Annotated in this window: 3 protein-coding genes (1 of these 3 only partly in view); all 3 read left to right on the forward strand. The window is 72.4% G+C overall.

Going from position 1 to position 22580, the window contains the following annotated elements; all coding sequences use genetic code 11:
• A protein-coding gene (locus ABT345_RS08345; protein WP_345087404.1) for a protein-glutamine glutaminase family protein crosses the window boundary here: on the forward strand, positions 1 to 17646 show its end. Its footprint begins 18987 nt before the window's first position; 17646 of the gene's 36633 nt are visible here — the last part of the coding sequence; the start codon falls outside the window, past its left edge; its stop codon occupies positions 17644 to 17646.
• Positions 17647 to 17952: 306 nt separating this feature from the next.
• Positions 17953 to 18384 carry a YbaB/EbfC family nucleoid-associated protein gene (locus tag ABT345_RS08350; protein ID WP_345087405.1) on the forward strand — a complete coding sequence of 144 codons (432 nt, stop codon included), beginning with the start codon at positions 17953 to 17955 and terminating at the stop codon, positions 18382 to 18384.
• 61 nt (positions 18385 to 18445) lie between these two features.
• Positions 18446 to 22534: a type VII secretion protein EccCa gene (gene eccCa / locus ABT345_RS08355; protein ID WP_345087407.1), complete on the forward strand. Its 4089-nt coding sequence runs from the start codon at positions 18446 to 18448 to the stop codon at positions 22532 to 22534.
• Positions 22535 to 22580 lie beyond the last annotated feature (46 nt).

Here is a 22580-nt window from a genome sequence, read left to right on the forward strand (position 1 = left end):
GCGGCCGTGCTCGTACGGGAGCAGCTGCTCCGCCATCTGGGCACGCCGGAGATCAAGCCCTGGCTGTCCGGGATGAGCCGGGGCGGCAAGCGGTCGGTGCCGATCGAGGTGCCCGGCTGGGCCGGTGACGTCGAGGTCGGGGTGGTCTTCAAGAACGCCGCGACGACGGCGACCCTGCCGAAGATCGAGTTCGAGAACGGTGCGGAGTCCGGCGCCGGCGCCGGCTACCTCAACGAGTCGGGCCGGCACGCCGGGGCGGGTGCCGGTCTGCGGATCACCGTGCCCTTCAGCCGGTTCGACCTCTCCGGCAACGCGCGGTACCAGTCCGCGGGCGGCGGCACCACCGAGCAGCTGGACCGGATGTTCGCGCGGGCCAAGACCCAGACGACGGCGCTGGAGATCAGCGCCGACGCGGAGTTCACGCTCGACTTCTCCAAGGTGCGCTCCACCGGGGTGCTGCCCACCGCCCTCCGCAAGGACGCACCGCTCCCCCTCCCGGCACCGCGGTCCGGCGACGGCGCGCTCGCCCAGCAGCTCACCGCCTCGCTCAAGGCGACGTTGCGCATCCCCTCCTGGGAGTCGGCCGACCACGCCTCGACGTGGGAGCAGACGAACCACACCGTCACGCAGTGGGGCCCGGACGAGAAGAGCAAGGCGAGCGATCAGCACCGGCTGCCGCCCGCGCGCATCCGCGAACTGCGGGCGATCGGCGCCACCGACGTCGTCGTCGACGTGTACGCCGCCGACCTCGGCGGCAAGCGGCTGAACGGCATGGCGGACGTCCTCGCCCAGCAGCTCGCCGGGGGCCCGTCCGTCGACGACATCGGCGCCGAGGCGTTCGGCGACGACTGGGCGCAGGTGCGCAACCAGCTGCTGAGCCGCGTCGACTTCGGGGTGCTGCACGGGCAGCTCACCGCGACGATGAACGGCGAACCGCTGGAGATCGTCCTGCCGGACGGTCTGGGGTCGGTGCTGCTCTCCACCGAACTCGCGGCCATGCGCCATGTCCACGACACCGTGGAGACCGAGTTCAACGTCGGCACCGATGTGAACCGCACGGTCACCACGGTGTCCTCGACCGGCACCACGAAGTCCGCCGCGGCCCGCGCTCAGGTCGCGCCGATGGGCGACGCGCCGCTCATGGCCGCCGGCCAGATCCAGGGGCAGTCCGGCGACGACGCGGTCACCATCGATTCGTCGACCGACCGCGTCGGCACCGCCACCAAGGCAAAGGTGCCGGGCTCGCTCTTCGACGGCGTGGCCTTCCTCCGCGTCGAGTTCCTCCGCGGCCCCGGCACGAAGTCCGGGCGCCGCCCGGCCAACCCGGTGGAGCGGCAGCGGTCCATGACCGCCTTCACCACCCTCGGCTTCCGCACCCTCTCCGAGACCTCGGAGACCGAGAAGACCGACCACGCCACGGTCTTCAGGACCACCTGGGCCCAGGAGCTCATCGCCCCGCGCGAGACCGGCCTGCCGCGGCCGGAGCCGAAGCAGCAGCCGCGGGTCCTCAAGGAGTCGGCGTTCGGCGCGGACGAGGTCATCCACCGGCCGCCGTTCTCGGTATGGCACGGCACGTCCGGGAGGGGCGGTCTGCCCGACTCGGCCGTGGTGCACGGGGTGTTCGCCGGCGGCGACATCCACCTGATCCCGCAGCTCAGCCGCGCCGGACAGGGCACGCGGACGCCCGTGATGATCCGCGAGCGGATCGACGCCATCGGTCTGGCCCACTTCACCGACGCGGAGTGGCAGGAGCTCAAGGACGAGGCCCACAGCAGCTTCCGGCTGGAGCGCTTCGGCGCCGAACTGGGCCTGCTCACCCGCGGCGGCAAGCTGACCAGCTCACCGCTGGGCAACGCCGTCGGCAAGAAGCACCTGACCATCGTGGCCACCGGAAAGCTCCAGGCCCTGCGCTTCCTGCGGTCGGTGGACGCCGCGGAGCTCAACATCCTCAGCGAGACGTCCACCGGCACCGCCCGGCGCGTCATCTCCTGGACGGAGCTGGGCGGCGAGGGTTCCCTCGGCCTGCACGCCGCCCTGCCGGAGAAGAGCTACCTGGAAGGCACCGGGAGCAAGGGCAAGGCGGTCCGTCACCGCACCGGGGACCGCTCCACCGATCAGGCCCGCAGCGTCGACAGCCTCAAGTACGCCGAGCCGATGGCGATCTTCGCCGGTGAGGCCACCGTCTCCTTCGACGTCACGGACGAGGCGGGCACCACGAAGCCGACGGACGGCGCCGCCACGCTGCCGTTCCTCGTCGCCCTCCCGCAGTCGCTCTGCACGCAGGTCAACGGCGCCTACGTCTTCACCCGCGAGGCCGAGCTGGCCGCGGAGATCAAGCTCCTGAAGGCCACGGCGCCGCAGGAGGGGACAGGTGTGTCCTCGTCCGTGCCGGAGTCCGTGAACGAGCAGGAGGTCACGGACGAGCAGGGGTCCGGGCAAGAGATCGCGGTCGAGCAGGAGTCCGGACAGGAGATCGCGGACGAGCCGGAGGCCGAGGAGAAGGCCGAGCAGCAGAAGGACCAGGGCCCGTACCCGCCGCGGTGGGTCGCCGCGCACCAGCTGGCGCCCACCGACCATGTGCTGAGCCTGGGACTGGGCCTGGGGCACGACACCTGGCCGCTGGCGGCGCTGTTCAAGGCGTTGCGGACGGAGTTCGGCACCCACTGGGCAGAGGCCCGGGAACAGCTGACGCCGCACTTCAACCTGCAGTCGCTGCGGCCCCGCATCCCGCTGCTCAGCCGGAACCCGGAGGCCATGCCCCCCGTCACCGTGACGGCCGGCGGCATCACCGCCGAGGTGTCGCTGACCGGCATCACCTTCGGCGACCTGCGGCACCGCCGTCACGTCAAGAAGTTCGAGGTGGAGAGCGGCACCGCCGGAGCGAGCGGCGGCGGCCGGATGGTGGACCGGCGCGACCGCACCCGGACCACGTACCGGACGAACGTCAAGGCCCCCGTCGTCACGGTCCAGTACGCCGAGAACCTCGTCGAGGACGTCAGCACCGGCCGCGCCATGGACGCGGGCAGCGCCGCGCCGCACACCGGCAAGACCGTCGAACCGTACGACCTCTTCGACGGTTCGGTCCGGTTCAGCTTCGAGGTCACGGTGTCGAAGTCCTGGGCCGCCAAGCTGTCCGGGCCCGCCCGGAGCCTCGAACCGGCAACGGCCACGGAGCAGAAGGCGCACGCGGAGAGCGTGTCCACCGGCCTGAGTGACGAGGGCCGGGAGAACGCCACCGAGGAGGCGCCGCAGCACACGGAGTCGCTGCACGTCACCGCCGATGTCTCCGCGCTCCTCGCCTTCCCGACGCGTGATCTCACCGACGCCAAGGGAAAGCCGCTGACGCCGCACCAGTGGTCCCTGACCGGTGTGCCGCAGCGCATCAAGGACGCGGGCCGGCTGGGCGACAGCGACATCGTCACCGTCGTCCTGTCCCCGGCGTCCGGCTCCATGACCGCGCTGCTCGGCTCCCTCGACGGCCAGGGCGAGCTGGTCTTCGGACGCGGCTGGCGGCAGGCCAAGGCGACGCTGGCCGACGAGCTGACCACGGACCTGATCCGGCAGCACCTGCGCGCGATGATGGCGGACCAGCCGCTGGTCATCGAGGCGAAGGGCGGCTTCTTCCGGATCACCGCCGGCGTGCGCCGGACGGTGGAGGAGAAGGTCCCGGTCACGTCGGACGGGACGGCGGAGAAGGTCACGAAGGCGGGGGTGCAGACCGGCGAGACGGAGTTCACCGTCGGCACCGAACGCACCCTCAACATCGGCTACTCGGACGGCACTTCCGCGCTCGCCGGCGGTTCGTCCAGGGACCGCACTCTGGCGGTCAACGGCAGCGCCCCCGTCGCGCCGGGCGTCAACGCGGTGGCCGGCGTCCAGCTCAACCGGGGCCGCGGCCACGACAGCATCTCCACGGCGGGCAGCGCCGGAAAGGTCACGTCGACCACCAAGACGAAGGCGCCGTCGGCCCTCCACCACAGCGAGGTCGTGCTGTTCGTCGAGATGGTGTCGCCGAGCGACGGGCTGTTCCACAAGGCGTGGCGGACCGTGAACCGGATGCAGGCCCGCGGCATCGAGGAGAAGCTCGGCAGCCTGCGGCAGGCGTCCGCGGTGCGCTCCGCCGGCTCGCGTCCGCCGCAGGTCAGCAGGCTCGCCGAGGTGCTGGAGCGGATGCGGGCGCTCGGCCACCGCCGGCAGACCGACGACGCCGCGGCGCGCATGAAGCTGCTCCGGCAGCGCGGCGTCCTGCTCCAGCGCGGCCTGGGCCGCGCGATCGGCAGCGTCACGCTCGGCATCGGCTACCTCGTGGAGGACGTGCCGGTGCAGAGCGCCCCGTCCGTCACCTGGCCGCAGCGGCCCACCGGCGAGTGGGTGATCCGCAGCCTCGACTCCGTGCACGGCGTGCACCAGATCCTGTCGCAGGGCGGTGAGAGGTACCTCGGCACGAAGAAGTGGCACGCCAAGCCGGGCACCGGCGAGAAGACCTGGGCGCAGACCGCACAGGACGCGTTCAGCATCGAGGCGCTGCAGGCGTGGCTGGTCACCATGGCGACCGTGCCGGTGCCCGACGACGGGGTTCTGGCGCCGGGCTCCACGCTTGAGGTGGGGCTCTGGGAGGAGAAGGGCCGGCGGCTGCGGATCGCGGCGACCGTGACCCTCACGCAGGAGCAGCCGACGCTGGTCCGGGTGGACGAGAAGGCCGAGTCGGCGCAGACGGCCGAGGCCGGAAACCAGTTCGGCACGGCCCAGCACAACACCAAGCAGTGGTCGGCCCGGGCGCAGTTCGGCGCCTCCGGCGGCGCGCCCGGGGTGGACTCCGTCCGCGGCACGGTCAACGTGAGCGCCGGCGTCCACCACCGCGAGGGCGGCACCCAGCGCGACACCAGCCGCGTCTTCGAGGGCACCAAGACCCCCCGGCCGCACGAGGTCCACTCCGGCTCGGTCCAGGTCACCTTCCGCTACTACCGCGGCGACCAGCTCCTGGGAACGACGCAGGGCCTGATGCCGGTGACGGTGGGCATCCCCGTCCGGCAGCCGGAAAAGCCGACGACGGCGGAGGAGCAGAAGAGCACCGCCGGGACCCCGGCCACGACCACGACCACGGAACAGCCGAAGGTCACCGAACAACTGAAGGTCAGCGAACAGCCGGAGGCCGATGAGCAGGCGCAGGCCGAGGCACAGCAGGCCGCTGCGGAGCCGCAGCACACCCGGACGCAGACCGGCGGGCAGGCGAAGTCGCCCAAGAAGCTGACGTTCCCCGGAGCGGCGAAGCTCCGGTACCTGACCATGTCGACCACCACGCCGCAGCCCCCCGCCCTGACGGAGACCGGCCCGGTCACGGAGACCAGCCCGGTCACGGGGACCTCTGCCCTGACGGAGACCGGCACGAGCACGGAGACCGGCACGGTCAAGGAGCCGGATATCCCCGGTCTCCGCGATCTCCGCGAGACCTACACGATCGACTTCCGGCAGCGGAAGACCGAGGACTCCCAGGACCCGGCGGCGGGCACGGACACCGAAAGCCTGGAGGAGGCGGTTGCCCGGCAGGACGAGGCACTCCAGGACATCGCGAAGCGCCTGGTCCACCTCGGCCTGAGCACCCGGCGGCGGGGCACCGCCCTGCCGCAGGCCGAGGTGTCCGTCTTCGGCACCGGCCCGTGGCCGATGGCCGGCTCCACCGGGCAGCACACCGGCAAGACGCTGGCCGCCTCCTTGACCGAGCGGCTGCGGGAGATGGCGCGCGAGGAGCTCCGGAAGCTTCCGCAGGAGGCCGACGAGCCGCTGGCGATCGGGGACTTCACCCTCACGCAGGTGAAGCCGCCTCAGGTCACGGACCCGTTCACCGCCGAGATCACGTTCCGGGTTCCCGGTGTGAGCGACGCGTTCCTGGACGAGGAAGCCGACCTGCACTCGCTGTCGCAGGCCTCCGTCAAGCCCCGCGATCTCCACACCCGGCGGCTCATCGTCAAGCAGACCGGGCCCGGCGAGCACCACGTCGGACGGGTCTTCCACGCCGCGGACGAGGCCAGCGCCAACAACTGGTACTTCACCGGAGCCGACCTCACGTACCCGTACTTCCCCCACCTCGTCACCACGGAGGACGAGACCTACGCCCGCTCGTGGGGAACGGTCCCGTGGGATGTCTCGCGCCCTCTCTACCTGGCCATGACGCATGCCGCCCCCGGAGAGCTCGAGTTGGTGGTCACGGATTCCCGGAAGGCCGTCACGCATGGTGTTTCCGGCGCCACGTTCGGAAAGGTGCTGAACCGCCGGCCGAGCCTGCGCAATCTGCCCGGACTGCCGCAGATCATTCTCGTCGCCTGCTCCGCCGGCGCCACCGAGAACACCTCGGGAACAGACGTCCCCGGAGTGAATGCCGCCCAGGAGGTGGCGGACGAAACCGGCCTGGAGGTATGGGCCGCCACCGCCACTGTCGCCGCGGTGCCGGAAGACTTCAGCGCCGCCTACTGCGGGCTGGCCACCGAAGATGAAGAGAGCCCGCTCGGAGAGTGGCAGCGCTTCGTTCCGAAGTCCTGGACCAGGTCCTCCCACCCGCAGAACGCACAGCACGAGGCGACCTTCGAAAAGCTTTCGGAGGTGCTGGAGGGCAAGACCGGGCTGCGCACCCCGAAGGAGCAGTGGCAGGCGGCCGCCTCCAGCTGGACCGGGTGGCGCGCACGCCTGGAGGATCACCTCCTCGTCGCCCCGCTGGAGTACGCGGAGATCGATGCCGACGCCAGGGCGGTGACGGCAACACGCCGGTCCGCGAACCCGGCCCTCCGACGCGCCCGTGACCTCGCGGTATGGGCCCGGCTGCGGCTCGAAGAGCTTCAGGGGCTGATCCGCTCCCTGCCGCAGGACCTCACGGCCCTGCAGCGCTCGCCCGAGGACATCCACCGGGAAGCCGGCGAACTGGCACGCCGGATCGCGGAAACGATCGAGACGTGGAACGAGGAACTGGGCGACCGGCACGACGCCGCCATGTCCTCCGCGAAACTTCCGGCGTACGACGACCTCGATTCCGCTTCCGAACACTCGGCAGCCGTCATCGAGGAATTCGACGACGGCTACGTCGAACCGCCCGCCGGATTCGAGAACATCCCCTTCCCCCAGCACGTGGAGGACACCCACACCGAAAACGACTTCTTCGAGGAAACCGACACCGGCCACATCGAACCCCCCGCCGGATTCTGGGACACGGAATTCCACGTCCCCGAAAACACCCACACCGGAAACAGCTTCTTCGAAGAAACCAACACCGGCCACATCCAACCCCCCGCCGGATTCTGGGACACAGAATTCCACGTCCCCGAAAACACCCACACCGAAAACAGCTTCTTCGAAGAAACCAACACCGGCCACATCCAACCCCCCGCCGGATTCTGGGACACCGAGTTCCACGTCTCCGAAACCCTCGAAGAAAACCCCGGCGGCCCCATCGCGCCGCCCGCCGGCAGCTGGAGCACGGACTTCGCCCCCACGGCCACCGGGTCCACCGAGTTCCCCAAGTTCCCCGATTTCCCCGAGTTCTCCAAGAAGACCCGGCAGCACGACGGCACCGGGCAGAACCCTGCCGTCGAGGACGGGCGGCACGCCCCGCTCAGCACCACCCCGCTGAGCACGAAGAGCACGGCCCAAACGCCTGAGCAGCAGTCCGGCGCGCAGTCCCCGGAGGACACCGCCGCGACGACCGGCGAGGAGACCGGCACGCCCTTCCTGCTCGGTTCCGCGCTGGACCCCCAGCCCACCGAGGCCGAACTCAGGGCCCGGGACCTCTCCCGCGCCCGCGCGGCGCTGCAGCAGCTGCGTACGTACTTCGCCACCTGGCAGCAGTCACTCCAGCCGGAGGAGGAACGGACCGGACACCCTTGGCTGGCGGACGGACCTCAGGAGCCGTACCACACCCGCGAGAAGCAGCTGTCCGTGTTCCTCCAGACGCATCTGCCGGTGTTCGCGGGGATGATGGAGGACGGCCCCGACGCCGCCGTCCACCGCTTCATGACGCAGATCGTGGAGCCGTGGACGGAGAGCCACCTGCTGGATGCGATCGCCGAGGAATTCGAGGACCTCGCCGGTGCGGCCGCTTCGGACGACGGCTCGCAGCAGTCCCGGTCCGACCGGGCGCCGATCGCCGGGCTCCTGGCCGAATTGCGGCAGCAGCGCTCCTTGACCGACGGAGCGATCCGGCAGCTGGCCGGCCCCTGGCAGGAGCTGATCGCGGCCTTGGCACCCGTGGCGCAGCAGGGGGCACAGCCGCCGCGCGGGTACAAGAACCGCGCCGCGGAGCGGATCCTCCAGTATCTGGACCTGACCGAGGGAACTGCCGGCCGCCGTGTGGTGCCGGTGGCGACGCTGGCCACCGCACTGCTGCTGAGCGGCCTGCCGGTACCCGGCCCCCGCGGGCCGGTCGTGCTCCCCGACGTCGTGATGCGGCATCGCTACCGCGGTCTGTTCAGCGGCCCGGACGCGGTGCTCGCGGCGGCCGTGGCGAGCGAGGCGCGCCACTACTTCGGGCACTACCTCGGCGGTTTTCTCCCCGCACAGCAGCTGTTCGGCTTCCTCGTCGAGGCGGCGTTCCGGCTGGCCGGCCGCAAGGGCGACCTTCCCGGGGAGCTGCCGGACGACATGGCGCGCGACGCGCAGCTCCTCTTCGGTGAGCTGCACCAGTTCTTCCAGGTCGAGGCGTTGACGCCCTATCTGCGGGATGCGAACCACCCCGGCCCGCTGCCGAACCTGACGGGACCGCTGTTCGCGCAGCAACCCGCTCCGAACGGTCTTCTCGCCCTGGCCCTCGTCGAGGGGCCGGCGCCGCGGTTCCGCTACGCCGGGGTGTACCAGGAGCGGTACGCCCGGGTGGCCGAGATGTTCGCGACGCCCGAGCGGATCCGTGCGGAGTTCACCGCCGCCGTGCGGCAGCGGCTCGCCACGGAGGACTGGCGAAACGGCTGGCTCCTCGTCGACGACCCGATGGCCCGTCTGAAGAACGGCTACCGGCCGACGCTGCAGGACCACACCGCCTACGTCAGCTCCAGGGCACAGCTGCGTCCGTCGCCGTACGACACCGTCGCGATGCGCGTCGCCTTCCAGCTGCTGAGCGGCGGCGCGCAGGGCGCCACCCCGCCCCTCGAAGCGACGCGGGAGCTGGCCGCGGTGTTCGCCCTGGCCGTCGGCGACCTGCCGACCGGCTTCCGGCAGGGCCTCGCCCACCGGTCGCTGTCCGCCATGGCCACCGCCGCCGTCGTGACCGCCGGTCTGCGCCGGCTGGAGCCGTACACCGGCCAGGTGTGGCAGCGGGTGACCGTGACCGGACTCCCTTACGCGGTGGGGAGCGAGATCGATCTCAGTCTCATGCTCGGGCAGACCGCGCCGTCCGGCAGCGGCAACGTCGAGATCCTCTACTCCTCGTTCTCGACCACGTCGACCGCACAGCTCGGCTTCTCGCCGGCGCCGGTGGTCTTCGCGCCGGGCACGCAGGGCGTCGTCACCTCCATCGAGCACGCGCCCGACCTGAGCACGCCGAACGCGCCCGGCTACCGCCTGCGTGTGGCGCCACTGGTGCGGGAGGTCGGTCCCCCGGTTCACGTGGAGCCGCCGGCCGACAGCCTCAGGGAGCTGCTGGGCGGGCTGACCCCGGTGTGGTTCCAGCAGTTCGAGGTCCGGCGCTACGAGTTGGGCGACGGAACGCATCTGTCGCGGCTGACCGCCACCATCCACCTGGAGGTCGACACCGATCTGACCGCCGCGGAGGTGGCCGCGGCTCAGCAGGCGGCGCTCGCGGCGCTGCGCGAGAAGGACAACATCGGGCACCGCTTCCCCGACGGCGATCTGGTGCAGTTCCTGCCGAGGTTCACCTTCGACGTCCCGCGCGCGCACCACGACCTGTCCCTGTTGCCGGGCACGGGCCGGGAGGACAACAAGACCTGGTACACCACGTCGTACAAGGAGACGCTCCGTCACGAGACGGGCCACCTCTACGGTGCCGAGGACTGGTACCAGGAGGGCTTCCCGCGCCCCCTGGACGAGGACGGCTCCCTCATGGCGTCGACGTACGCCGACGAGTGGGGTGTCATCCGGCTGAACAGCGACTACACGGCCGGCTCCACCATCGCGTCGAACCTGCGCTGGCTGCCGCACGACCTGAAGATGCTGTGGTCCGCCATCCGGCGTGCCCTCCCGCAGCAGGACCTGCCGCCGGCCCCGACGGCCACGCCCCCGCTGATCACCGTTCCCCTGGAGGTCCGTGAGCGGGTGCTCTGGGGGAACGCCTCCCGGCCCGGGCGGATGGCGCCGCGCAACAGTGCCACACACCGGGAGACCCCGCAGCTCCGGGGAGAGCCCAATCCCAACGGCACCTACTGGGCCGTCCACCCGAGCCGCCTGATGGAGCGCGACGGCCGGGCCCTGTTCCCGAGGGAGATGACCGAGGACACCGCGCATCTGCCGGGCGCAGGCGATCTCGCCAGGTCGCTGCCGCGCGACGGCCGCGTCCTGATGTTCCCGCGGGAGATGACCGAGGACGAGGTCGTGACCTCGGCCCAGCAGGCCCTTCTGAACTGGCTGGAGAAGAACGGCGGTTGGCCCGAAGGGGCCGGGCGCGTCATGTTCGACGGCGTCTACCAGGGCCTGCGCATCAGGGGCACGGCGGACGCCAACGGCACGATCCTCGACTTCGCCCCGCACGAGGCACAGGTCGACCCCGAGGACCGCAGCGCGAACCCGCGGCCGCTCCAGCCGCCGCTGTCCCGCGACGAGATGCTGGCGCCGCCCTCGGCGGGCAAACCGCCGCGCATCACCCGGATGACCGAGCGCTTCCTGTACGACGGCGACCGGGCCAAGCGCGTCGGCGGGCACGTCCACTACGCGGCAGTGGTGAAGGTGAAAATCGAAGGCCGCGACCGCACGGTGGACGCCCAGAACGTCCGCGGCGTGGCCTACATCCACGAGCCGGCCCAGGGCCCCACACTGCCGAACGGCGTCCGGACGGCATACGTGAAGCTGCTGGACAACAAGATGTCGCGGTTCGGGACGGAGGCCACCGAACAGGACTCCTGGCGCCCTGTCCTCGACGGCGTGAACGGCCGCCACCGCCTCTTCCCCGCGGACTGGTCGGCGACCACCCTCCTACGGGCCATCACCCAGGCCCACGAGGTCGCGCTGGACACCGGGCGGTTCACCGTGCCCGGCACGGTCGGCGCCCAACCGGTGCAGGCCGGCTACCTCTGGGTCGGCGAGAGCCACGGCGTCCGCATCGAGGGGTACGTCCTCGAAGGGCGGCACGTATGGGTGCGGCCCGCCACCCTCCAGCCGCTCCCCCACTGGGCGCAGTGGCAGCCCGGCGCCGTCAAGGCGTCGTCGTTGCCGGTCGAGGTGCGGCTGACCATCGGGGACCGGGCAGCGAGGCCCTACGCGGTCTCGCACCACCTGCTCGCCGGCGGAGTCCTGGGCGTCCGCCTGGAACGCGTCGTCGGGCTGCCGCACATGGACCACGGGGAAACGGCGCGGTTCCGCGCGCTGGCGACAGCGGTACAGGAGCACATCGACACGTCGTACAACTCCCTCGCCCACGGGGACGGCAGGCCCCTGGTCCGCTTCGACCTGAGGTACCAGGTGCTGGCCCCCGGAGCCGGGGGCGTGACGGCCGCCCGGTTCCTCGATGAGATCGCCGCGTCCCGGCCCGAAGAGCTGGCGGATCTGTGGCTGGGTTTCGAGCCGGATCCCGCGATGATCGACGCGGTGGCCACCCAGGCACGGCGGGCGGCACCGCTGCCGCCCCCGAACAGCCTCGGGACCTGGCGCCCCCAGCTCACCCCCCAGGAGGCGGCGTTCGCGGCCCAGGGCCCGGCGCAGTCGCATGCGTTCCTGCAGCGGGCGCTCCAGGGCGTACAGCAGGCGATCAACGTCCGCGGACTGGCCGGTCTGCTCGGCGACCCCACGGCCCAGCCGCTGCTGAGCGCCTACCCGGCCCACACGGAGGCGCCCTACGCCACCGCTCGGAGCACCGTCGAGGAACTGCTCGCCCAGCGTCGCGAGCAGTTCGGCGACCGCGCGTGGAGGCTGCCGCTGCAGAACCTGCCCGCCGGTTACACGGATGCGCAAGCGCGCCTGCTCGCCTTCCGCACCGCCCGGCAGGGGCTGCTGGACAGGCCGGGCGGCGAGGTCTTCGCCATGCTGCTCCCCGGCCACCAGGACACCCTGCTCCAGGTCAAGACCGACGCCACGGGCCTCATCCATGACTATCGGGTGGTGCCGGCGGCGCAGCACAACGCGCCCTGGCCGTCCGACACCACCGTGACGGACGGCGGCCGGGACGCCGGCGGGACGGTGACGGAGGACGCTCCCCCGGCCACCGACCTCCACCACTCCGGCGCCGTCGCGAACACCGACGAGGCCACGGAGGAAGAGCCGCACGAGGAGGACCTTCACGAGGACGGGACGCGGCAGACCCGGAGTTCGCTGCCGTCCGCCCTGACGCCGCACCGGGCCGGAGAGCAGCGGATGACCGCGGCGTCCGCCTCGGCCCCGCACGTCTCCGCCCCGGTCGACCGCGCCTTGGCCCCGTCGGAGGACGATCTGGCGTGGGCCGTCGACGTCGTGCCCGGCCCGCCGGTCGTCAACAACCCCGAGGTGCAGGCCGCGGTGGCGGCCGTGAGGACGGACATCGCCCGCCGCCGCGCCGAGTTCACCGACGACGACGCGGCGCGACGGGAGGCCGCCGCGCTGCTGAAGCTGAAGCTGACGGCGCTGGGCATCGAGCTGCCGAAGGGCAGCCTGCGCGGCGGCGGGCAGGCCAAGAGCGTGCCCATGCCCGTCAGCGCCCCGGACACGGCCGGCACCGGCGGCAGCCGGGAGGAACACACCGTGTACTTCGCGGCGCGTTCGAGGACGCTGGAGGACGAACAACTCACCAAGGTCGAGGAACTCGCCGCCGAGCTGGCGGAGCTGACGCTCTCCAACCGCAGGGCCGGTCTCCCGGCCCCGGAGGTCGAGATCGTCGGCATGGGCAACAAGGCCACGGGCGCCGCCACGGAGCGGGCCAAGGCCGTGGAGCGGGCACTGCGCTCGGGTATCGCGCAGCATCTGGACGGCCATCCGGACAATCTGCTGTCGTTGAACGCGAGGCATCTCCGCATCACCCACAGGCCGGCGGAGAAGACCGCCCCCGGTCTCCCCAAGGAACAGCTGCGCCAGGCGAAGCTGACGGTGTGGCGGGTGCCCCCGCACCTGTACCTGGGCGACTCCGGTACACGGCACGCACCGGGGGAAGCGCCGGTCCCGGTGGCCCGGTCGGTGTACATGGTGTGGCTCGGCACCAAGGCGATCAGCCCGTCCGCCGCGGAGAACATCGAGGCCTGGCGGGCGAAGGCCGCGGAGGCCGACTGGGAGGTGGTCTTCCTCACCGACGCCGACTCCCGGGAGACCAACAGCGCCTTCTTCGCCGATCTGCTCGGCCGGGGCGGGATGCGGATCCTGCCGGTGGAGAAACTCTTCGCCGCGGCGGCGTCCGCGACGGCCTTCGGCACGGCGTCGTCCCCCGTGGAGCAGGCACGGAAGCTGTACGAGTACGCCCGTGACAAGAGGGCGTACCCCATGGCCGCGGACGTGGTGCGGTACGTGGCGCTGTGGCTCAACGGCGGCGTCTACTCGGACGTCGACATCGCTCCCGGCGCCCTCTCCCTGCCGTCCGCGGGCCTGTCCATGGCGCCGGACGCGATCCCGTTCATGGCGCCCAGCCTGCAGGACTGGCGGCACTACCGCGAGGTCCTGAAGGACTGGGCCACCCGATGGCTCGCCGGCCAGACGGCGCTGGAGCCCACCCGGACGCAGGGACCGCTGCGGAAGATCGTCGAGCACCAGTACCTGACGGGACGTCTCAACAACAACTTCCTCGTGACGCCCGCCCGGACGGGGTTCATGACCCGGGTGTTGCAGCAGCTCCGGGACCCGGAGAAGCTGAAGGACAGCGTGTTGGCGGTCGACCTCAACACGAACGCCGGTGAGCTGACCGGCCCGACCTTCCTCAGCCGGGAGATCCTCGCCCATCTCAAGGAGCAGGGCCGCCTGCCGGAAGCGGGCAGCCCGGCCTACGACTCGCATCTGTTCTCCCTCGGCCGCATCCAGGCCGATCCCGGGCAGCTGAAGCAGTGGGCCGCCCTGATGTGGCTCACCGCCGAGAGCGATGTGCTGACGTACGGGAAGCACGGCGCCCCGGCCTCGGCGAAGAAGGCCCCGTCCCCGGCGGATCTGGACTGGGCCGGTGAGCAGGTGCGCGCGGCCGTCGACACCACCGGGTACGCCCCGGCGTTGCAGCGGCTGATCGACATGGTCATCCAGGCGGTGGCACAGCGGCGCACGGACCTGGGGGCGGAGCAGGCGGATCAGCAGGCGTCGCAGATCGTCGACGACGCGCTGCTCGACCACGGCCTGCTGCCGAGGGCCCCCTGGCCCCGGAGCACCACCGCGCCCACCCACCCGTCCCAGGAGGACATGGACTGGGCACAGCACCAGGTCCGGGTCCGTACGCCGCTTGAGACCCCCGAGAAGCAGGCCGCCCGGCGGGCGGTGGTCACGGAGATCGCCCGGCAGCGTTCCGTCCTGGAAGGCAGGCCCCGCACGCTGGAGCGGCGCATCACCGAGCTGCTGTACGGGCACGGGCTGCTGACCGAGGACGAGCGGCCCGGCGGCCCGGCGGTGCAGCCGCTCCCGGCGAAGCGGCTGCCGGAGACCGGCGAGTCGAGCACCTCCGGCACGGACAAGGGCAAGGCCAAGGGACAGGCCACACCGCAGGCGCCCGCGCTCTCCCTTGCCCCTGTCCGGCGGTCCGCGCCCGCGGACTCCGACGCGATGGACCTGGACGACGCCGAGGAGACACCGACGCCGGGTGCGGCGTTCCTGACCGGGCAGCCGGTCGTGGAGCCGCAGAACGCGCAGGCTCCGTCGCAGACGCAGTCCCTCCCGGTGATGGCGCCGGAGCCGGTCCCGGCCGGTGGCAGCGAGGTCCGGGAGACCTACCGGCTGCGCTCCACGGCGGAGCAGGAGCTGACCGGGCAGCAGATGCTGAGGGTGATCTCCGAGATCGCCCAGCGCCTGGCCGCGTTGGACGGGAGCACCCGGCGGCGCGGCACGGACCGGCCGCGCGTCGAGGTGTCCGTCTTCGGCGACGCCGGCCCGCTGACCGTGGACGGCTCCGACGCGTCCGGCACGGCCCAGGGGCTGGCGTCGGACATCACCGGCACACTGCGGGCGATGTTGCGCGAGTTGGTCGGCGGATACGCCGAGGAGTTCGCCATCACGCAGGTGAAGCCGCCCCGGGAAGAGGGCGTATTCATCGCCGAGATCTCCCTCCACCTCCCCGGCGTCACCGACGCGTTCCTCGACGAGGACCGCGAAGTGCCGGTGCCGTCGGCCACGGAGCGGTACGCCACCGTGGTGCCCCGCGACATCGAGCACCGGCGTCTCACCGTCAAGCAGTTCAAGGGCGGCGAGTTCAGCGCGGGCCGGATGTTCCATGCGGCGGAGGAGTACGCCGACAGCACCTGGGACCTCAACGAGATCAACGCCCATGATCTCCGTTTCCCGCACGTGCGCTACGTCGAGGACGCGAACGGGGACGAACAGGAAAAGATCGTCGGCTGGGGAACGGCGGGTTGGGACCCGCAGCGCCCCCTCTATCTGGCGATGACCCATGCCATGCCCGGCCGGCTCGAACTGGTGATGTCGGAGGGTCTGCAGTCCCGCCGCCAATACGTTCCGGGAACGACCTTCGCCAAGGTACTGACGAGGCGTCCGAGCCTGGACAACCTCAAGAAGCTCGGCCGGCCGCAGATCATCCTCGTCGCGTGCTCGGCCGGTGCCGACGAGGAGCACTCCGGGGTCAACGCGGCGCAGGAGATCGCGGACGGAACCGGCATGGAGGTGTGGGCGGGCACCTCCACCGTCGTGTGCATGCCGGCGTGGAACGGCTGGGGCGGCTCCGCCTTCGGGCTGAAGGTCGAGGACGACGGGTACGGCGAGTGGAAGCTGTTCGTCCCGAGGTCGTGGGCCAAGGAGTCGCATCCCGCGTACGAGCGGCACGAGCAGGATTTCGCGACGCTGTCGGGGCTGCTCGGCGGCGCGGCGGGGCTCGAAGATCCGCTGGATGACTGGGAGGTGGCCGCGAATCTCTGGGAAGAGCTGCGGGGACGGCTGAGGACGCACCTCTTCGACGCCCCGCACGTGTCCGCGCTGCTCGTGTCGGACGCGGCGGAGCTGGCGTCCTCGCACCCCTCCGCGCAGCCCGTCCTCCGGCGCACCCGCGATCTGGGGATCTGGGTCCGTGATCAGCTGGGCCCGCTGCACGATCTGCTGGGCCAGGTGCTGCGGGACGCCGGAGTCCGCAGCCGGCGCGCCGGCACGCCGCTGGACACCGCCCTCATGGACCGGCTGACCGGGATGCAGGCACAGGTGCAGCGGCTGCGGGACGCCATCGGCAACGATCGGATTCGCCTGTGGGACTACCTGCTGGGCGAGGGGCGCGTCCCGGCACCGGCCGCTCACGCGGACGTCTTCGAGCCGCCGGCCCGCACGGAACCGGTGCAGGCCCCGGAGTCGGACTCGGAGTCGGAGTCGGAGTCGGAGTCGGACCTCGACTTCTTCATGGAGACCGACGACGAGTCCGCCGCCGGAACCGCGCAGCAGGAAATGGCGTCGGCGGACCTCACCGAAGGCTCCGTGGCCCCGGAGCCGTCCGGCGGGCAGGCCGAACTGTCCGACGTGGAGATGACGGAGGCCGAACCGGTGATCACCACCGGTCCGCCGCTCTCGGACGTCCGCCGCAGGAACGCCCGGCCGTCGAGGACCCCGGCTGGGGAGAAGAGCGGGCAGGGCCAGGAGTTCCAGCTCACGAGCCCGCCGCGGAAGGCGTCGGCGCCGCTGCCCGCGGCCGGCCGGCCGAAGCAGTCAGCGGCCGCGTACCGCTCCGCCAACCTCGATGCGAAGCCGCTGGCCAACCTCGATGCCGAGCCGGTCGTCAAGCCGGCGCCGCAGCCGGCGGCGCCCTCGGCGACCGCACCGCAGGTCGCGAAGGCCACCGGGAAGCCGGTGCAGCAGCCGGTCACGGACCCGGCGTCCGGCGGCAGCCACCAGCCGCCGCCGGTGCCGCTGGTCGACAGCCAGGACACGTTCCGCGGGCGGCTGCAGGTGACGAAGTGGCGGCCGGGCGGGGCGAGCGCGCCCGGTGCGGCCGTCGGGCAGATCCGGTACCGGGTCGGGCAGCTGGACGTCGCGGCGCTGGCGCCCGGCAACCCGGTCACGGTCCTGGCGACCGGCGGGCAGGGCGGGCAGCCGCCGCGGGTGCTGCATCTGAGCGGGGCGCTGTGGGGCGAGCCGTCCGACGAGGCGGCGCGGATCGTCGAGGCGTTGCTGCGGCGTGCCGCCGGTATCGCCCGGGGCGACGGCATCGACGCGGGTGCCGACCACGTCCTCGTGGAGAGCAACGCACCGGTGCTGACGCCCGAGATGCTCGGGGTGTATGGCTTCGAGCAGCTGAGGAGCGGCCCGCTGTGGCGTGCCGGTGCCGGCGCGTTCGCCGCCTTCTTCCGTAGCAGGCCGAAGCCGGACGGCCTGGCCGTCGACAACTGCGAGACGCCCAGGAACCAGGCGCCCGAGTAGCCGGGCCGAGGCGCCGCCCGGTGCCGCCCCGCCGCGGTGCGCGGGGCGGCGCCGGAGGCGGTGGCGGGACGCCGCCCTCTGCCGCCGGCCATCCGCCGTTCACCGTCCCGTCCCGGTCAGGAGGTCCCCGAACAGGGATCTGGGCAGGTGCGGGGCGGGGCGGGAGGATGTGCGTGGACCGATGCCGTTCCCCGCGCGCGACGCCCGGCGGCCACCTGTCGCCCGGTGGCGCCCGAAAGGGCCGCCCTCCTCCGTCGTGCACCGGCATCTCCGCGCCGTTTCCAGCCCGCACGAGGAGCTCCGCCCATGTCCGACCGCCCATCGTTCGACCTCGCGGCCCTCACGGAGCGGATGCGCAGCCTTCAGGGAAGCCTCGCCGGCATGAACGACGCCATCGGCTCGGGCGAGGCGACCGGCCACGCCGGCGGTGGTCTGGTCACCGCGAAGGTCAACGGCGAGGGCCGGGTGACGTCGCTGCGGATGGATCCGTCGGTCATCGACCCGGACGATCCGCAGACGCTGGAGGACCTGGTCATCTCGGCGATCGACGCGGCGCAGTCGACGCTCCGGGCGGCCCGCGCCGAGCAGGTCCAGGAGTTCACCCAGGGCCTCACCGGCCTCGCCGCGGGCCTGCGCGAGCAGACCGCGAGCCGCCCCACGTCCCCTCCGGTGAACCCGTTCGCCGGCCTCGCCGACGGTGCCGCCCACCCGCCCCAGGCCGGTCCCGCACCGCGCTGACCTCCTCAGCCGGGCCCACGTTCCCCCTCTGCCGCCCCACCTCCCTGCACAGAGAGCCCTGATGTCGCGGATCGTCTTCCACCGCCCCGCCCGGGTCGCCCCGCCCCAACTCCCGACCGACCCGGTGGTGGTGGCCGCGCCGCCCCAGCCGATCGCCAAGGACTCCGGCGCCAACTGGCTGATGCTGCTGATGCCGCTGCTGTCCAGCATCAGCATGGCCGCCTACATGATCGTCGCGGGCAAGAAGATGCTGATCCTCCTCGGCATCTCCTTCGTCCTCCTCTCCATCGGCCTCACCTTCGGCGTCCGGATGCAGATGCGCGGCACCCAGCGCAAGCAGCGGCTGAACGCCCGTGACCGCTATCTGGAGCACCTCGTCGAGATCCGGAAGACGGCCCGTCAGGTCGCCTCCGACCAGCGCACCGTCGCCGCCTGGCAGCACCCCTCGCCGCACCGGCTGTGGGCCATCGCCCGGCGGCGCCGCCGCGTGTGGGAGCGCCGCCCCACCGACCCGGACTTCCTCCAGATCCGCATCGGCACCGGCCGCGCGCCGCTGTCCACGCCGGTGCGGCTGGCGACCCGTAACGACCCGACGGTCGAGTACGACGCCCGTGCCAAGGCCGCCGCGGACCGGCTCATCGAGAACACCGCGAGCGTCGGCCACCAGCCGGCCACCGTGGACCTCGACCAGTCCGGCGTCATCAGCGTGGTGGGCCCGGTCGGGCGCGCCCGTGGTGTGGCCCGGGCGCTGCTGAGCCAGGTCGCGGTGTTGCATGCGCCCGACGACGTCGCGCTGACCGTCGTCACCGGCGGCTCCGAGGACGCGCAGTGGGACTGGGCGAAGTGGCTGCCGCACACCCATGAGGAGGACGCGACGGGTGAGGCGGGCGTGGTCCCGCTGGTCGCCGAGGACTTCGACGGCGTGGCCGATCATCTCGCCGCCTGGCTGACCGCCGCGCACGAGCAGGCCGCCGCCGCCCGCCGGACCTTCACCTCCAGCCGCGAGGCCGCCGCGGGCCGCCGCCGGCTCATCGTCCTCCTCGACGGCTACGACCCGCGCAGCGCCTGGGCCCGCTCCGCCGTCGCCACCCAGCTGCTGGCGGACGCCGGTCCCGGCACCGGCGTCACCGTCGTGTGCGTGGTGAGCCGGGAGGCCGACGAGCCGACCCGCGCCGATGTGCGGGTCCACGTCGACGACGAGGGCCGGCTGCGCATCGAGAACCGCCGCTCCGACGGCCGGGGCGCCGCGCAGGTCGACGGGGCCGTCGCGGACGGGCCGAGCCCGGTGCTGTGTGCGGCGACCGCCCGCGCGCTGGCGCCGCTGCGGCTGTCCGCGGAGGGCGAGGAGATCCTCGCCCAGACCATGTCGCTGCCGAACCTGCTGGGCGTCCCGGACCTCGACTCGTTCGATCCGGAGGACCTGTGGATCGAACCGGACTCCGAGGACGTGCTGCGCTTCCCCGTCGGTTTCGACGCCGAGGGCCGGCCGCTCGCCCTGGACCTCAAGGAGGCCGCCCAGGGCGGTATGGGCCCGCACGGTCTGGTCGTCGGTGCCACCGGTTCCGGCAAGAGTGAGCTGCTGCGGACGCTGGTCGGCGGGCTGACCGCGATCCACTCGCCGGACATCCTCAGCTTCGTCCTCGTCGACTTCAAGGGCGGTGCGACCTTCGCGGGCGTCACCGAACTGCCGCACGTGGCCGGTCTGATCACCAACCTGGTGGACGATCTGGCCCTCGTCGACCGGGTCCGCGACGCGCTCCAGGGCGAGCAGCAGCGGCGGCAGAAGCTGCTGCGGGACGCCGGGAACCTCGACAACGTCCGCGAGTACCAGCTGCGCCGGGCCGCCGGGCAGACCGGTCCCGACGGGCAGCCGCTGGAGCCGCTGCCGTATCTCCTGGTCATCGTCGACGAGTTCGGTGAGCTGCTCTCCAGCCGGCCGGACTTCATCGACCTGTTCGTCCAGATCGGCCGCGTCGGCCGAAGCCTCGGCATCCACCTCCTGCTCGCCACCCAGCGGCTGGAGGAGGGCAAGCTGCGCGGTCTGGAGTCCAACCTCTCGTACCGGATCTGCCTGCGGACGTTCTCCGCGGCCGAGTCCCGCGCCGTCATCGGCACCCCGGACGCCTACCAGCTGCCGCCCATCCCCGGCTCCGCGTACCTCAAGGTCGCCGACTCGGTGTACGAGCGGTTCCGTGTCGCCCATGTCTCCGGGCCGCACGAGAGCGCCGAGGACCGAGGCGCCGAGGAGGCCCCGGTGTCCGCGGCTCCCGTCCCGTTCGGGCTGCGCCGCGCGCCGGACCCGGACGCGGAACCGGCGCCCGAGCCCGAGCAGCGTCCCCGTCCGCTGCTGACCGGCCCCACCGAGATGCAGGTGCTGGTCGAGCGGCTGCTGCGGTCCGGTCAGGCCGTCCACCAGGTGTGGCTGCCGCCGCTGCCGCTGGCGCTGCCGCTGGACGCGCTCACCGGTCCGCTCGCCGCGTCGCCGGACCTGCCGGGGCTGCGCGCCCAGTGGTGGCCGGAGCACGGCACGCTGAAGCTGCCCGTCGGCGTCGCGGACATCCCGGTGATGCAGCAGCAGCACCCCGTCGTCCCGGACTTCGCGCACGAGTACGGGCATCTCGCCCTCATCGGCGCGCCCCAGTCCGGCAAGAGCATGTTCCTGCGCACCCTGATGCTCTCCGCGATGGCGACCCACTCCCCCGACGAGATCCAGTTCCTCTGCGTCGACTTCGGCGGCGGCGCGCTCCAGCCGTTCGACCGGGCACCGCACGTCAGCGGCGTGGTCGGGCGCCACGACCTGGAGCGGGTGCAGCGGGCGCTGGCCGAGGTGGGCCAGCTGCTGACCGAACGGGAAGGGCTCTTCCGGGAGCTGGGCATCGACTCCGCCGAGGAGTTCCGGCGCCGCCGCGCGGCCGGGGAGCTGCCGGAGGGCGTCCGCAGCGCCGACATCTTCCTGCTGCTCGACAACTGGTCCGGCATCCGCGGCGAGATGCTCGACCGGACCGACATCGACGCCACCGCCTTGGACATCGCGGCGCGCGGTCTGGGCGTCGGCATCCACATGGTGGTGACCGCCAACCGCTGGGCGGATCTGCGGATGGCGCTGCGCGACAGCATCGCCGCGCGGCTGGAGCTGCGGCTCAACGACCCGGCCGAGTCGGAGATCGACCGCCGGGCGGCGCGCCGCTTCGCCTCCGCGACGGCCCCGGGCCGCGGTCTGGCCCCCGGCGGTGTGCAGTTCCAGGTGGCGCTGCCGCGGCTGGACGGCATGGACACCCTCGACGGTCTCGCCGATGCGCAGCAGGACGCCCTCACCAAGATCGCCGATTCCTGGCCGACGGCCGCGGCGCCGCCGATCCGGATGCTGCCGGAGCGGCTCTCGCGCGCCGAACTGGCGGCGCTGCCCGCCGCCGCGGACCGCCCGTCGGCCGGGGTGGCGATCGGCGTGGCCGAGCAGGACCTGCTCCCGGTCCACCTCGAACTGACCGACGCGGACCCGCACTTCCTGGTGTTCGGCGACTCCGGTTCGGGCAAGTCCGCGTTCCTGCGCAGCTGGCTGACGGGGATGGCCGAGCGGTACTCGGCGTGGGAGGCCCGTTTCATCGTCATCGACTACCGGCGCTCGCTGCTCGGCATCGTCCCCGACGAGCACCTGGGCGCGTACGCGGGCGACGCCACCGCCGCCGCCTTCTACGCGGAGCAGGTCGCCGAGAAGCTGGCCGAGCGGATGCCGCCGGCCGACGTCACCCATCAGCAGCTGCGCGACCGTGACTGGTGGGAGGGGCCCGAGCTGTATGTCGTCGTGGACGACTACGACCTCGTCGCCAACGGGCGGCAGTCGCCGCTGTCGCCGCTCGTGGAGTATCTGCCGCAAGCCCGTGAGCTGGGCTTCCATCTGGTGACGGGGCGGCGGGTGTCGGGTTTCGCGCGGACCGCGATGACGGATCCGATGCTGACCCGGGCGCGCGAGCTGGGCGCCTCCGGGCTCGTGCTGTCCGGCGAGCCGAAGGAGGGCGTGGTGCTGGGCGGCGAGCGCGCCGAGCCGCGGGTGCCGGGCCGGGGTGTGCTGGTGCAGCGCCGTGCGCCGCGGACGGTGCTGCAGCTCGCGCTCACCGAGGCGGACGCCGCCGAAGCGGGCGGCGGCCACTGACCGCCGCACCGCGCTGACGCCCGTACGTCGTGGGGCCCGGTCCGTC

The organism is Streptomyces sp. NPDC000404, from assembly GCF_040300365.1.
Lineage (GTDB): Bacteria > Actinomycetota > Actinomycetes > Streptomycetales > Streptomycetaceae > Streptomyces > Streptomyces ramulosus.

Bases quoted from the DNA above. Each gene is read 5' to 3' on its own strand.
- ABT345_RS08350 (WP_345087405.1), top strand. From the start codon at position 17,953: ATGTCCGACCGCCCATCGTTCGACCTCGCGGCCCTCACGGAGCGGATG.
- eccCa (WP_345087407.1), top strand. From the start codon at position 18,446: ATGTCGCGGATCGTCTTCCACCGCCCCGCCCGGGTCGCCCCGCCCCAA.